General features: G+C 66.6%; 11 protein-coding genes. 10 read left to right on the top strand and 1 reads right to left on the bottom strand.

Annotated features, from left to right (window positions below):
- The first annotated feature begins 3 nt into the window (after window positions 1-3).
- From mrdA to ACTXG9_RS09165, 6 genes are all read left to right on the top strand, one after another.
- Complete coding sequence (gene mrdA, locus ACTXG9_RS09190) at window positions 4-2,076, top strand: penicillin-binding protein 2 (RefSeq protein ID WP_456115790.1); 2,073 nt, start codon at window positions 4-6, stop codon at window positions 2,074-2,076.
- Window positions 2,073-3,185, top strand: coding sequence for a rod shape-determining protein RodA (gene rodA, locus ACTXG9_RS09185; protein WP_456115789.1), 1,113 nt, complete (start codon window positions 2,073-2,075; stop codon window positions 3,183-3,185). The genes mrdA and rodA (ACTXG9_RS09185) overlap by 4 nt, the downstream gene beginning before the upstream one ends.
- A gap of 148 nt (window positions 3,186-3,333) precedes the next feature.
- Window positions 3,334-4,428 (top strand): rod shape-determining protein RodA, encoded by a 1,095-nt coding sequence (gene rodA / locus ACTXG9_RS09180; protein ID WP_031270823.1) that lies wholly within the window; start codon window positions 3,334-3,336, stop codon window positions 4,426-4,428.
- Between the two features lie 986 nt (window positions 4,429-5,414).
- Window positions 5,415-6,560, top strand: a complete 1,146-nt coding sequence (gene mltB, locus ACTXG9_RS09175) for a lytic murein transglycosylase B (protein ID WP_288040343.1) — start codon at window positions 5,415-5,417, stop codon at window positions 6,558-6,560.
- Window positions 6,557-7,828: a septal ring lytic transglycosylase RlpA family protein gene (locus ACTXG9_RS09170; protein WP_019660679.1), complete on the top strand. Its 1,272-nt coding sequence runs from the start codon at window positions 6,557-6,559 to the stop codon at window positions 7,826-7,828. Before mltB ends, ACTXG9_RS09170 begins: the two co-directional genes overlap by 4 nt.
- A gap of 100 nt (window positions 7,829-7,928) precedes the next feature.
- Window positions 7,929-9,146, top strand: a complete 1,218-nt coding sequence (locus ACTXG9_RS09165) for a D-alanyl-D-alanine carboxypeptidase family protein (RefSeq protein WP_329866081.1) — start codon at window positions 7,929-7,931, stop codon at window positions 9,144-9,146.
- A gap of 238 nt (window positions 9,147-9,384) precedes the next feature.
- On the opposite strand, the gene ACTXG9_RS09160 is transcribed toward ACTXG9_RS09165, so the two are convergent.
- Window positions 9,385-10,458: a lipid A deacylase LpxR family protein gene (locus ACTXG9_RS09160; RefSeq protein ID WP_206621868.1), complete on the bottom strand. Its 1,074-nt coding sequence runs from the start codon at window positions 10,456-10,458 to the stop codon at window positions 9,385-9,387.
- 263 nt (window positions 10,459-10,721) lie between these two features.
- Between ACTXG9_RS09160 and ACTXG9_RS09155 the strand changes: the two genes are divergently transcribed.
- The 4 genes from ACTXG9_RS09155 to ACTXG9_RS09140 all read left to right on the top strand — a co-directional run bounded on the left by ACTXG9_RS09155 (window position 10,722) and on the right by ACTXG9_RS09140 (window position 15,182).
- Entirely contained in the window at window positions 10,722-11,000 is a 279-nt protein-coding gene (locus ACTXG9_RS09155) for a YbeD family protein (protein WP_005411067.1), read from the top strand.
- Window positions 10,988-11,698 (top strand): lipoyl(octanoyl) transferase LipB, encoded by a 711-nt coding sequence (lipB, locus tag ACTXG9_RS09150; RefSeq protein ID WP_019660675.1) that lies wholly within the window; start codon window positions 10,988-10,990, stop codon window positions 11,696-11,698. Before ACTXG9_RS09155 ends, lipB begins: the two co-directional genes overlap by 13 nt.
- 17 nt (window positions 11,699-11,715) lie before the next feature.
- Window positions 11,716-12,726 carry a lipoyl synthase gene (lipA, locus tag ACTXG9_RS09145; RefSeq protein ID WP_019660674.1) on the top strand — a complete coding sequence of 337 codons (1,011 nt, stop codon included), beginning with the start codon at window positions 11,716-11,718 and terminating at the stop codon, window positions 12,724-12,726.
- A gap of 278 nt (window positions 12,727-13,004) precedes the next feature.
- Window positions 13,005-15,182: a carboxy terminal-processing peptidase gene (locus ACTXG9_RS09140; protein WP_019660673.1), complete on the top strand. Its 2,178-nt coding sequence runs from the start codon at window positions 13,005-13,007 to the stop codon at window positions 15,180-15,182.
- Window positions 15,183-15,269 lie beyond the last annotated feature (87 nt).

Below are 15,269 nucleotides of genomic sequence, written 5' to 3'. Positions count from 1 at the left end.
GCCATGATTCCGCGCCGCCAGGTCAAGAATCCACACGCCGAAGCCGAGCAGTTCCGCCGTCGCGCGGCGCTCGGTTTCCTGGGCGTGCTGGTCTGCCTGCTGGGGCTGGGCGGCTGGTACTTCAAGCTGCAGGTGCTGGACCACGACGTCTATGCCACGCGCTCGGAAGCCAACCGCATCAAGCCGCGGCCGGTGGTGCCCGGGCGCGGCATGATCTACGACCGCAATGGCCGCCTGCTGGCCGAGAACGTGCCGGCGTTCCGCCTGGACGTGACCCCAGACAAGGTCAAGGACATGGACGCCACCCTGGAAGGGCTGGCGAAGATCATCAGCATCAGCCCGGAAGAGCTTGAAGCGTTCAACAAGTCGCGCAAGGCGCGCCGCAAGTTCCTGCCGGTCACGCTGAAGCTGCGCATGAGCGACGAGGAGATGGCGCGCTTTGCCGTCGACCGCTGGCGTTTCCCGGGGGTCGAGCTGGAACCCTACCTGACCCGGCGCTACCCGTATGGCGATCTGTTCGCGCACATCATCGGCTACGTCGGTCGCGTCGATGACAAGGATCTGGAAATCCTCGGCGAAGGTAATGCCGCGCTGACCCACATCGGCAAATCCGGCCTGGAGCGCTATTACGAGCAGCAGCTGCGTGGCCGGGTCGGCTATGAACAGGTCGAGACCAACGTGCAGGGCCGCGCGATCCGCACCATCGGCCGGGTGGCCGCGCAGTCCGGTGCGGACCTGCGGCTGTCGATCGACGCCGACCTGCAGCGCGCGATGGTGGCTGCCTTCGGCGACCAGGAAGGCTCGGCGGTGGCGATGGACCCGCGTACCGGCGAAGTGCTGGCGATGGTCAGCCTGCCGTCCTACGACCCCAACCTGTTCGTCAACGGCATTTCCCATGCCGACTTCAAGGCATTGAACGAAAACCCGTCGCGGCCGCAGTTCAACCGCCTGGTGCTCGGTGGCGTCGCCCCCGGTTCCACGCTGAAACCCCTGATCGGCCTGGCCGGCCTGGATTCGGGCGTGCGCCGCCCGGAAGACAAGGTGCTGTCCACCGGCATGTTCTACCTGCCCGGCACTTCACGTGGCTGGGGTGATGCGCATCGCGGCGGCCACGGCTGGACCGACCTGCGCAAGTCGATCGCCGAATCGGTCAATACCTATTACTACAAGCTGGCGCTGGACCTGGGCATCGAGCGCTTCGACCATTACATGGAGTACTACGGCTTCGGCCAGCCGACCGGCATCGACCTCACCGGCGAAATCGGCGGCATCCTGCCGTCGCCGGCCTACAAGCGGAAGACCCGCAAGGAAGCCTGGTTCCCGGGCGACACGGTCAACATCAGCATCGGCCAGGGCGACTGGAAGGTCACCCCGCTGCAGCTGGCGCGCGGCGTCAGCGCGCTGGCCGACGGCCAGCTGCGCACCCCGCACCTGGCGATCCAGCAGCGCGAAGGATTCGACAGCGACTGGACGGCAATGCCGGCCGGCGAAAGCAAGCCGATCAGCCCCAACCCCAACAACGTGCAGGCCGTGCGCGAGGGCATGATGGCGACCATGCGGCCCGGCGGCAGCGGCTGGCGCGTGGCGGTGGGTGCGCCGTACGTGATGGCCGGCAAGACCGGTACCGCACAGGTCATCAGCCGCAAGGGCACTGCTGCAGTGAACCCGAAGAGCCTGCCGATGCACCTGCGCCACCGCGCGCTGTTCGTTGGCTTCGCGCCGGTCGAAAACCCGGTGATCGCGATTGCGGTGGCGGTGGAAGGCGGTGGCTACGGTGGTTCAGCCGCGGCGCCGATCGCCCGCAAGGTGTTCGATGCCTACCTGCTGGGCAAGATGCCCGAAGGCATGCAGCCGCTGGACAGCGAGCGCGGCACCACTGCCATCGGCGCCACCGCGTTCGACAACGAAGACGCGAGCGCGCGCCAGGCCGGCGATCTTGCCGCTGCACAGGTGGGAGAACATCCGGTGCTGATCGGCGTGCCTGCACCGGCGCCTGCACCCGCGCCGCAGCCGGATGCGCAGGCCGCCGCGTTGCCGGCCACGCCACGGCCGACCCCTGCGGAGCCCGCACGATGAGAGTGTTCCTGCGTTGGGCCGGCGACATGCTGCGCCGCTTCTTCAGTACGCTGGACTGGGTGCTGTGCCTGGCCCTCGGCGCGCTGATGGTGATCGGCCTGGCGACCCTGAAGAGTGCCGGAGGCGGCAGCCTGGTGATGGCCCAGGGCGCGCGCTTCGCGGTGGGCATGGCGGCGCTGTGGGGCATCTCGCGCGTGCCTATCCTGCGCATCCGCTCGGCCACGCCGATGATCTATGCGATCTCGATGATTCCGTTGCTGGCGGTGTTCGTGCTCGGCACCGGCAAGTACGGCCGGCAGTGGCTGGACCTGAAGTTCTTCTACCTGCAGCCGGCCGAGCTGCTGAAGGTGAGCCTGCCGATGATGGTGGCCTGGTACCTGCACAGGATGCCGCTGCCACCGCGCTTCAATACCGTGCTCGTGGCCTTGGTCATCATCGGCGTACCGACCGGCCTGGTGATGCTGCAGCCGGACTTCGGCACCGGTGTGCTGATCGCCGCCAGTGGCGTGTTCGTGCTGCTGCTGGCAGGCCTGCCGTGGTGGTGGGTCGGGCTGGGCGTAGGCGGCGTGGCCGCGGTCGCGCCGGTGGCCTGGTTCTGGCTGCTGCGGCCGTACCAGAAGGACCGCATCATGATGTTCCTGGACCCGGAAATGGACGCGCTTGGCGCCGGCTGGAACATCATCCAGTCGAAGATCGCGATCGGTTCCGGGGGCTTCGATGGCAAGGGCTGGGGCGAGGGCTCGCAGTCGCACCTGAACTTCATTCCCGAGCAGACCACCGACTTCGCGTTCTCGGTGCTGAGCGAGGAATTCGGCTGGATCGGCGTGGCCACCGTGCTGGCGCTGTACCTGCTGGTGATCGGGCGTTGCCTGTGGATTGCCAGCCAATCGCGCGATTCCTATTCGCGCCTGCTTGCCGGGGCCACCGGACTGGCATTCTTCGTCTACGTACTGGTCAACGGCGGGATGATTTCCGGCCTGCTGCCGGTGGTGGGCGTGCCGATGCCGCTGATCAGTTACGGCGGTACCTCGGCGGTGTCACTGCTGGCCGGCTTCGGCCTGGTGATGGCGGTGCGCAGCCACAACCCGGTGCACGGCGGCTACGGCTAGCCGCCGCGCTTCCTGCTCCTGATTCTTGTAGAGCCGAGCCATGCTCGGCTGCTTCTGCTGTATGAAAGGCAGTCGGGCATGGCTCGACTCTACAAATGCGGCACCGCGCTGACAGCTTCACGCAAGCACGCATTGCTACCGTGGCCGTGTGGAATGGAAACGACTGCTTGGCGGCTGCCGTGAGGCGGTGCGCACGATCGATCTGCCGTTGCTGGTTGCGTTGTTGATCCTGATGGGCGTCGGCCTGGCGGTGCTGCACAGCGTGTCCGGCCCCGTGGCCGGGCAGGCGGCGCGCTTTGCCGGTGGCCTGGTGGCGATGTGGCTGCTGTCGCGTGTTTCGCTGCTGCGCCTGCGGGCGTGGACACCAGCGTTGTATGCGTTGTCGATGCTGCCGCTGATGGCGGTCTACGTGGTCGGCACCGGCAAATACGGGCAGCGCTGGCTCAACCTCGGCGTGTTCTACCTGCAACCGTCCGAACTGCTCAAGCTCAGCCTGCCGCTGATGATGGCCTGGTACCTGCATCGCCAACCGCTGCCGCCGTCGCCACGCACGGTACTGACGGCTGCGGTGCTGATCGGCATGCCTGCAGTACTGATCCTGATGCAGCCCAACCTCGGTACCGCAACGCTGGTCACCGCCAGCGGCGTGTTCGCCTTGTTGCTGGCGGGCCTGCACTGGGGATGGGTGGCGACCGGGGCAACAGGGCTTGCGGTGGCCGCACCCCTGGCATGGTTCGGTCTGTTGCGTCAGTACCAGAAGGATCGCGTGCTGACCTTCCTCGATCCGGCGGCAGACCCGCTCGGCACCGGTTGGAACATCCTGCAGTCACGCATCGCGATCGGCTCCGGTGGCTGGGACGGGCGCGGCTGGGGGCAGGGCACCCAGGCCACGCTGGACTTCCTGCCTGAGTACACCACGGACTTCGCGTTCTCGGTGCTGGCCGAAGAGTTCGGCTGGATCGGGGTGGCCACCGTGTTTGCGCTGTACCTGTTCGTGGTCGGCCGCTGCCTGTGGATCGCGGTGCACGCCCGCGACACGCACGCAAGGTTGCTGGCCGGCAGCCTGGGCTTGGCGTTCTTCGTGTACGTACTGGTGAACGGCGGGATGATTTCCGGCCTGCTGCCGGTGGTGGGCATTCCGATGCCGTTGATCAGTTATGGCGGTACCTCGGCGGTGTCGCTGCTGGCGGGTATCGGGCTGGTGATGGCGGTGCGCGGGCACCGACCTGTGCACGGGGGATAGGGTTTCCAGCCAACGGCGCAGCCCCTCGTGGATGACCGCGCAAAGCAGTTCATGGGTGGGGCCGGGTAGATGGGCCGCGCAGGGGACGCTGCAAGTACATCCATGTAAGCTCGGTCGCCGCATCCATGCGGCTCACGCCCCTGCGCAGCCCATCTACCCGGCCACGGACAGGTTCCGTGCGCGTCTCCCCCGGAGAAGAAAAAGAAGATCAAAAGCAAAGGCGGCCTGGCGGGTCGCTTCATTGCCTTGTGTAGAGCCGATCCATGCTCGGGTCACGAGCAAGCGCAGCGTCGCGATCTTTTGATCTTCTTTTTCTTCTCCGTGGGTGGCAGACCTCCGAAATCTGTCAGAGGCCGGTCGGGTTGGGTACGCGGGGGTGTCAGCCGCATGGATGCGGCTGCCAAGCCTCCAGGGACGGATTCACGGCGTCCCCCGCGTACCCAACCCGACCGGCCCACCCGCGGCTTCTCCTTTCCGCGACCACCCAGACACCACCCACGAGGGGCTGCGCCGATGGCTGGAAACTTCCTGACTCTGCGCAACGCCAGTTATGGAAGCGTTCTCACAACGCTGCACGACAGCACACCCGCTGACCAAAGTCCGCAAAAAACGTTAGCTGGTTCACACTTTTACGCCGCGTTGATCTTGATCAATGGACTTGTCGTAATCGGCCTGCACAATGGCGGCCCGTTCGGCACGGCGCGCCGTCAATCGATGCAGCGCGAGGGGGCGTCGGGCGGGAGCAGTACTGATCCAACGGGTACAGGGAGCGCGGGGAACTGTCACTGGGGAGCGGCAGCCGCGCAGGTACCGACCGGATCCGGTCGCCGGTTGCGTCTGCGGGGATGGGGACGCAACCGGCCACCTCTATCTGAATGGGGAAGCCCGATCACGACGTCTTCACATTTCCCGCTGAACGGGGGCAAATCGTTGTGATTCATGGTGTTAGGGGTTTTAATTCATCCATGACCTGCTAACCTGCGACGATGATTCGACGCACTCTGGCCTGCATGCTCACCCTCGGCCTGGTCGCCTGCGCGACCCAGCCGAAGTCCCCACCGTCTTCGCCGCAGGCCAGCAGCACGCCGCGCCAGCCGTCCGCCAAGGCCCATGGTCCGGCCGAGGCCGCGCCTGAAGCCGCTGCCGCCACCGCACCGCCGGTCGATCTCACCCCGGTGCCGTTCGAGGTTGCACGGGCCCGCTTCATTGCCGATACCGCCAAGCGATATGGCCTGAGGCCGGAGGAGATCAGCAGCGTGCTCGACCAGGCGCAGGTGCGCCAGCCGATCATCGCCGCCATGTCGCGTCCGGCCGAACGGGTCAAACCGTGGAACGAGTACCGGCCGATGTTCATCAGCAAGGCCCGCATCGATGGCGGCCGCGCGTTCCTGGCCCAGCATCGTGCCGAACTGGATCGCGTGCAGCAGCGCACCGGCGTGCCGGCCGAGGTGATCGTGGCGATCATCGGCGTGGAAACCAGCTACGGAAAGAATGCGGGCAATCATCGCGTGCTCGATGCGCTGTACACGCTGGCGTTCTACTACCCGCGCAGTGGCGACCCGGCCAAGCTGGAGCGCGAAGTGCGCCGCGAGCTGTTCTTCCGCGATGAGCTGGCCAAGCTGTTCGAGCTGGGCCGTGAGGAAAAGCTGGACATCACCACGCTCAAGGGCAGCTATGCCGGTGCGATGGGCATGGGCCAGTTCATGCCGTCCAGCTATCTCGATTACGCCGTGGACGGTAATGGCGATGGCCGTCGCGACCTGTTCACCAGCTACGACGATGTGTTCTCGTCCATCGCCAATTATTTCGTGAAGAAGGGCGGCTGGGTCCGTGGTGGCCAGGTGGCCGTACCGGCCACGCTGGCGCCGGGTCGCGAGGAGTTCAACCCGACCGAATGGATGCCGACCTGGTCGCTGGCCGACCTGGCCCAGCGCGGCTACCAGCCCAGCGCTGCGGTGCAGCCGGGCGCCACCGCAACGCCGATCACGCTTGAGGGCAGCACCGGCAAGCAGTACTGGCTGGGCTTCCAGAACTACTACGCGATCACCCGCTACAACCTCTCGAAGATGTACGCGATGGCCGTGTTCCAGTTGTCGCAGGCCATCGCCGGACAGGAGCTGCCCCCGGCATGAACATCAGATGGCTGGTCCCGAGCTTGATCGTCCTCGCGCTGGCTGCCTGCAGCAGTGCGCCGAAGAAGCCGGCCACGGCCGGCCACGGTGGCAAGCCCAGCGGCACGGTGGTGCAGGGTCGGGGCTCGCGCCCGGCGCATTGCCCGGAAGGCTCGCCCTATGCCGCGGCCAAGGAAGACCCGAACACGCGCGGCAACTACACCGCCGGGGGGCTGTACAAGCCAGGCGTGCGCGACAGCACCCCGGACTACATTCCCAACGTCGCCTGCATTCCCGAGCCGGAAGTGACCGCCGAAGAGCGTTCGGCCATCGGCAACAAGTCGCCGTACGTGGTGCTGGGCAAGTCGTACAAGGTGCTCGACGACACCCGCAATTATGTCGAGCGCGGTACCGCGTCGTACTACGGCGCCAAGTTCCACGGCCGCCTGACCTCCAACCGCGAGGTCTACGACATGTACCAGTTCACCGCCGCGCACAAGACGCTGCCGCTGCCCAGCTTCGCCCGTGTGACCAACCTGGACAACGGCGAGTCGGTGATCGTGCGCGTCAACGACCGTGGCCCGTTCCATGATGGCCGTGTGGTCGACCTCAGTTATGCCGCCGCAGTGCGGCTGGGCATCACCCAGCGCGGTACCGGCAATGTGGAGGTGCGCGCGTTGCAGCCGGGCGAGGGCAACCTGCTGGCGCAGAAGCCGTCGCGCCGCGAGCGCCGTGCCGCCGAAACGGCTGTCGCGGCGGCCAGTACGCGCCCGGTAACGGCTGCGCGTGCCACCGCCGACAGCGACATCGATCGCCTGGTCAAGCGCCTTCCGGCCGACGCCACGCCTGCGCGTGGCCAGCCGGCCACCACACAGGGCGTGGCCAGCGCGGTGCCGGACGTGGCGGTCAGCAGCCTGCCGCCGAGCGCACCGCCGGTGCGCAGCCCCACAATGGCGCCGGTTGCAGTCGCCAGCGCCGCGCCGCGCACGGTCGCGCCGGCCGCAGTGCGTACGGTGCCCGCCACCGCAGCAGCCCCAAGCCTGTCGCAGCAGGTGGTCGGCGCGGTGATGGTGCAGGTCGCCAGCTTCTCCAGCCGCGACAATGCCAACCGCGCGATGGGCCAGCTCAACGCGGCCGGCATTGTCGGCGCGACCATCAGCGACATCGCCGCCGGTGGCCGCACCCTGTTCCGGCTGCGCGTTCCCGCCAGCGACCATGCCAGTGCCGCGGAACTTGTCGGCCGCATCGCCGGTCTGGGCCTGGGTTCGCCGCAGATCGTCAAGGATTGACCCGCCTGGGCTGGTGCTGCCGGCCCAGGCTCGCCCGGCCTTACAATGGCCGCTTCGTTCCACCCTCCATTCCTGGCCGTCCCCTGGAGCCTGCTGTCCAATGAATTTCCGTTCCGCCGCCACCGCCCTGGCCGCCACCCTGGTGGTGGGCCTGGCTTCCGCCCAGACGCCGCTGCCGACCCCGGCCACGCCTGCGCCTGCCGCCGCCGCTGCCCCGGCCACCGTTGCCACCCCCCCGGCGCCGGTGCCGAGCGTATCCAAGGCCTGGGTGCTGATGGACTACGCCACCGGCCAGGTGCTGGCTGGCGAAAACATCCACGAGCAGCTGGCCCCGGCCAGCATCACCAAGGTGATGACGTCCTACGTGGTTGCCGCCGAGGTCAAGAACGGCAAGGTCCGTGCGGATGACCAGGTGATGATGAGCGAGCGCGCATGGCGCGAAGGCGGCGCCGGCACCGATGGCAGCTACAGCGGCTTCCCGGTCAATCAGACCGCACGCCTGGAAGACATGGAAAAGGGCATGGCGATCCAGTCCGGCAATGACGCCGCGATCGCCCTGGCCGAGCATGTGGCCGGCAGCGAAGAAGCCTTCGCGTCGCTGATGAACAGCTACGCCGCCAAGATCGGCATGAAGAACTCGCACTTCGTCAACGCCCACGGCCTGACCGCCGAAGGCCACCACAGCACCGCCTATGACCTGGCACTGCTGGGCCGCGCGATGGTGCGTGATTACCCGGAAACCTACGCGTACAACAAGATCAAGGAATTCCAGGTCGGCAACATCAAGCAGCCCAACCGCAACCTGCTGCTGTGGCGAGATGGCAGCGTCGACGGCATCAAGACCGGCCACACCTCCGAAGCCGGTTACTGCCTGATGAGTTCGGCGCAGCGCGGCGACCAGCGCCTGATCGCCGTGGTATTGGGTGGTGCGTCGGAAAAGCAGCGCGCTGATGACAGCCTGGCCCTGCTGAACTGGGGTTTCCGCTTCTTCGAGACCCACCGCCTGTACGAGCCGGGCAAGCCCGTGGCCGAGCACAAGGTCTGGAAGGGCACCGCCGACAAGGTGCAGCTGGGCGTGGCGCAGCCGATGCTGGTCAGCGTGCCGCGCGGCCGCTACAACGACCTGAAGCCGAGCATCGACGTGCCCAAGACCCTGGAGGCACCGTTCACTGCCGGCCAGCAGATCGGCACCGTGAAGGTCACGCTGGACGGCAAGGTCGTCGCCGAAGCGCCGCTGGTCGCCGTGACTGCCGTCGAACAGGCCGGCTTCTTCAAGCGCCTGTGGGACAGCTTCTGGATGTGGTGGGAATCGGAATGATCCACGCCCCGGCGTGGTGAATGAAAAGGCCGGCGTATGCCGGCCTTTTCGTTCCGGGATGTCGGATGCGGATGGGGGGAGTGCCGGCCGCTGGCCGGCTCCCCATGAATCCATCCGGAAATGCGAGAGCCGGCCAGCGGCCGGCACTACCGGCAGCGCCTCACTTGCAGCGAGCGATGCAGTAACCGGTGTGCCGACCAACGGTCGGCACCTACCCGCTTCACCCTCAGCCCCTCGCCTACAGCGAGCGGCTGATGGTGAAGCTGCCGAACACCGGCGATTGGCGCTGGCCGTTGAATTCGCGCGTGCTGTGGTAGCGCGCGGCAGCGAACTTCCAGCGGCCGTACATCACCGCCACGCCGTACCCGCCGTAGGCCACCACATGGCGCTTGTCCACGCTGTGGCTGTTGCGGAAGGTGTTGCCATCCAGCGTGATGTCGCGGATCACCCAGGCAGCGTCGGAGGTCGCGAACAGGTGCCAGGACCATCCGCTTGGGCGGCCGCCGCGGGTCGGCGCCGTGTTCTCACCTGCCGGGCGCAACGGCGTGCTGCCGAAGTCATCCGGCAGCTTCCAGCCGAAGCGCACTTCACCGCCCAAATTGGCCTTGGTTTCCAGGTTGCCGATCGACCCGCCGTAGTGGCTGATCGCGTCCCAACCCCAACCGTCGGCATTGACGCTGGCATCGCCCGGCCAGCGGCGCATGCGCTCATGGGTCAGCATGAACAGTGGTTCGTTGTGCAGCTGGTTGTCCCAACCCTTGAATTTCTCGTCGCCCAACACTTCATGCACGGCATTCTGCACCTGCTTGCCCTGCGCCCACGGGCCGACCACGCCCAGTGTCAGCTGGGTGGTCTGCAGGCGGTCGCCGCTGCGCGCATTGAAACCGAAGTTTGCGATCAGCACGCCGGCGTAAGGGCGGTCGTCCTCGATCAGGTCCCTGCGGCTGAAATCGGTTGGGGTGAAAATCCCCTGGCCGATGCTGAAGATCATGTTCTGCTGTTCGAACCTGCCCGGATGCAGCCCTTCCAGGTACCGGTTCACCCAGCGCGCCATGCGTGGCAGGCAGGGGTCGTCGGTGTAATCGACCAGATTGGGGGAGACCAGGGTCAACAGCGCACCGTTGGTATAGCCCTGATCCTGGTGGCGGCCGCCGAACAGGTCGTTGTCGACGCGGAAATTGACCTGCGGCGGATGGTCGCGCATCGCGTCCGGGCCACATTGTTCGGCCGCCTGGGCGGCAAGCGGGAGGGCAGCAGCCAGCAGGCCGTACAGGCCGAAGGCCGCAAGGCGGCGGTGGGAGGGGGGACTCATTGGGAGGGCTTTGTTCTGTCTGTCGTTGTATGCCGCGACACGGTACTCGCGGGGATGTGACGGAACGAGCGCGTTCGAATCACTTGTCTGTTCCGAAAACGACATTGTCTCGTGAGGACAATCCTGAACCCTCCTGTAGTGGGTTTCGGGGCATTGACCAATGCTGAACGTCTGTTCAGCTGCAACGCAGCGACTCACCAGTGCGCCGTTTGACGTTGATGAATACTCTTGGGTTTGTTGCCCTGCGGCCCGATAATGGCTCCATGGAAATCAAGTCCGACAACCCCGACCACGGCTTCCAGTTCCCCGGCCAGTTCGAGCTCAGCGCCATGGGCCCGGCCAACCGCGGCCTGGAACATGAGCTCCCCCGCCTGCTGCTGGCTGCCGGCATCGATGTGGTCAACGAACGCATCAGCTGGAAGCACTCCTCCAACGGCAAGTACGTCTCCGTCCGCATCGTGTTCAAGGCCGAAAGCCGCGAGCAGTACGACCTGGCGCACCAGGCGCTGCGCGACCACCCGGAAGTGAAGTGGACGCTGTAGCCGACAGCTGCCCGGCCGAAGCCGCCCCGGAACACCGCGCGCCGCGTCCGGCGGTGGTCCGTGACCTCGGCCGCCAAGCCTACGAGCCGGTATGGCGCGCCATGCAGCGCTTCACCGACCAGCGCAGCGACAACGATGCCGACGAGCTGTGGGTGGTCGAGCACGACCCGGTGTTCACCCTGGGCCAGGCCGGCAAGGACGAGCACGTGCTGGCACCGGGTGAGATCCCGGTGCTGCACGTGGACCGAGGTGGCCAGGTGACCTACCACGGTCCCGGCCAGATCGTGGTCTATCCGCTGCTGCGCCTGCCGCGGCTGGGGATCGGGGTCCGCGACTACGTGTGCCGCATCGAGCAGGCCCTCATCGATACGCTGGCCGAGTGGAACATCGGTGCCGAACGCCGCGAGGGCGCCCCGGGCGTCTACGTCGGTGGTGCCAAGATCGCTGCGCTCGGCATCCGTGTGCGGCGCGGCTGCACCTTCCATGGGCTGGCCTTCAACGTGGCCATGGACCTGGAACCCTTCCACCGCATCAATCCCTGTGGCTATCAGGGGTTGCAGGTGACCTCGGTAGTAGACTTGGGCGGGCCCTCCGGCATGGAGGCCGTCAAGCCGGTACTGCTGGAGCACCTGGCCCGCCAGTTCGGCCTGCTGCTCCAGCCCACGCACGAACTGCCCGATCTTTCTGCGGCCGCCTGACCGCTCCCGGAACTGCCATGACTGAAACCACCGCCCGTTCCATTCCCCTGCAGATCGTGCAGGGCGACTCCCCATCCGCCGCGCCGTTGCAGGCCGGGGTCAAGCAGCTGGGCGGTGACAAGATCAACCGCTCGCCGGTGCAGTTCGCCGACGCGCCGGTGCTGCGCAAGCCGTCATGGATCCGCGTGCGCATTCCCTCGGGAAATGCCGTGCAGAACCTGAAGGCCAAGCTGCGCGAAAACCGCCTGGTGACCGTATGCGAGGAAGCCAGCTGCCCGAACATCCACGAATGCTTCGGCCATGGCACCGCCACCTTCATGATCCTCGGCGAGGTCTGCACCCGCCGCTGCTCGTTCTGCGACGTGGCCCATGGCCGCCCGAAGCCGCCGGATGCCAACGAACCGGCCAGCCTCGGCCAGACCGTGGCCGACATGGGCCTGAAGTACGTGGTGGTGACCAGCGTCGACCGCGATGACCTGCGTGACGGCGGTGCCCAGCACTTCGTCGACTGCATCACCGCCATCCGCGAAAAGTCGCCGGGTACCCGCATCGAAGTGCTGACGCCGGACTTCCGTGGCAAGGGCCGCATGGAGCGCGCGCTGGAGATCCTGGCGCAGAACCCGCCGGATGTGTTCAACCACAACATCGAAACCGTACCGGACCTGTACCGCAATGTGCGCCCGGGTGCGGACTACCAGTGGTCGCTGAACCTGCTGAAGAACTTCAAGGCGCAGCACCCGGGCGTGCCGACCAAGAGCGGCATCATGCTGGGTCTGGGCGAAGACTTCGAACAGATCAAGGCCACCATGCGCGACCTGCGCGCGCACGATGTGGACATGATCACCATCGGCCAGTACCTGCAGCCGACCGCGCATCACCACCCGGTACTGAAGTACTGGACTCCCGAGGACTACAAGGCGCTGGAGGACTACGGCTACGAGCTGGGATTCAGCCACGTGGCCTCCGGCCCGATGGTGCGCTCGTCGTACCACGCCGACGTCCAGGCCAAGGGCGCCGGCATTTCCTGACACCCTGCCGGTGGGTGGGAGCTACTTCTCCTGTGGGTGCGGACCCTTGGTCCGCACACCTCTGCCTGCCGTAGAGCCGAGCCCATGCTCGGCTGCTTGCTGCCGGCCAGCCGAGCATTGGCTCGGCTCTACATGCATTCACAATTTGCTACACCGGCCCGGCTAGGCTGGTTTTCCACCGAGCGCGGCCGGGTGACAAACCCGGCAACTTTCGGCACTGTCGTGGTGTCTTAACACCCCGCAGTCTCCCCCTTGGCAAGGCGCCTTCGAGCACGTCAATGAAATTCAAAGCCCCCGCATTCCTGATGGCCCTGGCGCTGGTGGCGCCGCTGGCGCTGGCGGCCAAGGCCGACTCGCCGGCATTGCCCGCTGCGGTAACCGCCGATCAGGTGACCACCTCCAAGCTGGTGTACGGCCTGCTGTCCGACAGCCGTTATGCCTACCGCCCGCGCGCGCTGGACGAGGCCACGTCCAAGGACGTGTTCAAGCGCTACCTGGAGACGCTTGACGGCGGCAAGCAGTACTTCACCCAGGCCGACGTGGCGCGCTTTGCGCCGTTCGAAGCCAACATTTCCTCGGCCATTCGCGGCGGCGAGCTGGAGCCGGCATTCCAGGTCTTTGCGGTCTACAAGCAGCGCGTCGGCGAGCGCGTGGCCTACGCGCGCAAGCTGCTCAAGCAGGAACCGGACTTCACCACCGACGAGCGCTTCGAGTACGACCGCAAGAAGGTGCCGTGGGCCGCCAGCAGCGCCGAGCTGGATGAGCTGTGGCGCAAGTCGGTGAAGAATGACTGGCTGCGCCTTAAGCTGGCCGGCAAGAAGCCCGATGACATCCGCAAGACGCTGGACAAGCGCTATGCCACGCTTGAAAAGTCGGTCAACGAGCTGAAGGGCGAGGATGTCTTCCAGTTCTTCATGAACGCCTACACCAGCGCTGTCGATCCGCACACCGACTACTTCACCCCGCGCACCGCCGAGAACTTCAACCAGGCGATGTCGCTTTCGCTGGAAGGCATCGGTGCGCAGCTGCAGCGGCAGGACGACATGGTGGTGATCCGCGAGATCATCGCCGGTGGCCCGGCTGCAGTGGATGGCACGCTGAAGCCGGGTGACCGCATCGTCGGCGTCGGCCAGGGCAAGTCCGGCCTGGTCGAGGACGTGATCGGCTGGCGCATCGACGACGTCGTGGCCAAGATCCGCGGTGCCAAGGATACCCAGGTGAAGCTGGAATTCATTCCGGCCGCCGAGGGTGCCGACGGCAAGCACCACACCCTGGTGCTGACCCGCCAGAAGGTGCGCCTGGCCGAACAGGCCGCGAAGGGAGAGACCATGACCATCCCGGCCGCCAATGGCGAGCCGGCACGCAGGATCGGCGTGATCAAGCTGCCGACCTTCTACCAGGACTTCGAAGGCCGTCGCCGCAATGCGGCCGACTACGCCTCGGCCACCCGCGACGTGGCCAAGCTGCTGGCCGGCTTCAAGAACGACAAGCTGGACGGCGTGGTGCTGGACCTGCGCAACAACGGCGGCGGTTCGCTGGATGAAGCCATCGAACTGACCGGCCTGTTCATCGAGCAGGGCCCGGTGGTGCAGGTGCGCGAGTCTGGTGGCCGCGTCACCGTCAACAGCGACCGCAACCAGGGCGTGGCGTGGGATGGCCCGCTGGCGGTGCTGATCAACCGCGGTTCGGCCTCGGCCTCGGAAATTTTTGCTGGTGCCATCCAGGACTACGGTCGTGGCCTGGTGATCGGTGAAACCAGCTTCGGCAAGGGCACCGTTCAGAACATCGTCGACCTCGACCGTTGGCCGAGCGGCGAGACCCAGCGCTTTGGCCAGGTCAAGCTGACCATCGCCCAGTTCTTCCGCATCAGCGGCAGCAGCACCCAGCACAAGGGCGTGGTGCCCGACCTGGCCTTCCCGGCCAGTGTCGACGCCACCGAGTTTGGCGAGAGCACCTACGACAACGCCCTGCCGTGGACCCGCATCGCCGCCGTGCCGCACACCCAATACGGCAACTTCGCGCCGCTGCTGCCGAAGCTGGAAACCCGCCACGACGCACGCATCGCCACCGACAAGGAGTTCCAGTGGTGGAACGAGGACGTGGAACAGTTCCGCACCGAGGCGGCCAAGAAGTACATCTCGCTCAACGAGGCCACGCGCCGCGCCGAGCGTGAGCGCCAGGATGCCCAGCGCAAGGAACGCCAGCTGCAGCGCAAGGAGCTGGGCCTGGCGCTGGACCCGCTGGCCGATGACAGCAGCGATGACGGCCTGACGGGCAACGAGCGCGACATCGTCAAGGACGCCGCGCGCGAGAAGGCGGCCGAGAAGCGCCCGGACCCGCTGCTGCGCGAGTCGGCGTCCATCCTGGCCGATGCGGTGAACCTGCTGGCCAACGACCGCCCGCTGTCGGCACAGGTGCTGCCGCAGTCGACCGGCGCCGGTCGCTGGGCGGACTGAGCCGGACACGGTATGTGATACCCGAGGGCCGGCATTGCCGGCCTTCTGCTTTTTTCGTGCATGAACCGGCTGCAAACGGGGCCGCCT

The organism is Stenotrophomonas maltophilia group sp. LNF247 (assembly GCF_054083135.1).
The sequence above is the reverse complement of the archived record's forward strand: the minus strand, read 5'-3'. Positions and strand labels throughout refer to the sequence as shown.

What these genes read in the sequence shown, in the direction of transcription:
- mrdA (WP_456115790.1), top strand. Translation starts at nt 4, where the DNA reads ATGATTCCGCGCCGCCAGGTCAAGAATCCACACGCCGAAGCCGAGCAG.
- rodA (WP_456115789.1), top strand. Translation starts at nt 2,073, where the DNA reads ATGAGAGTGTTCCTGCGTTGGGCCGGCGACATGCTGCGCCGCTTCTTC.
- mltB (WP_288040343.1), top strand. Translation starts at nt 5,415, where the DNA reads ATGATTCGACGCACTCTGGCCTGCATGCTCACCCTCGGCCTGGTCGCC.
- ACTXG9_RS09170 (WP_019660679.1), top strand. Translation starts at nt 6,557, where the DNA reads ATGAACATCAGATGGCTGGTCCCGAGCTTGATCGTCCTCGCGCTGGCT.
- ACTXG9_RS09165 (WP_329866081.1), top strand. Translation starts at nt 7,929, where the DNA reads ATGAATTTCCGTTCCGCCGCCACCGCCCTGGCCGCCACCCTGGTGGTG.
- ACTXG9_RS09160 (WP_206621868.1), bottom strand. Translation starts at nt 10,458, where the DNA reads ATGAGTCCCCCCTCCCACCGCCGCCTTGCGGCCTTCGGCCTGTACGGC.
- ACTXG9_RS09155 (WP_005411067.1), top strand. Translation starts at nt 10,722, where the DNA reads ATGGAAATCAAGTCCGACAACCCCGACCACGGCTTCCAGTTCCCCGGC.
- lipA (WP_019660674.1), top strand. Translation starts at nt 11,716, where the DNA reads ATGACTGAAACCACCGCCCGTTCCATTCCCCTGCAGATCGTGCAGGGC.
- ACTXG9_RS09140 (WP_019660673.1), top strand. Translation starts at nt 13,005, where the DNA reads ATGAAATTCAAAGCCCCCGCATTCCTGATGGCCCTGGCGCTGGTGGCG.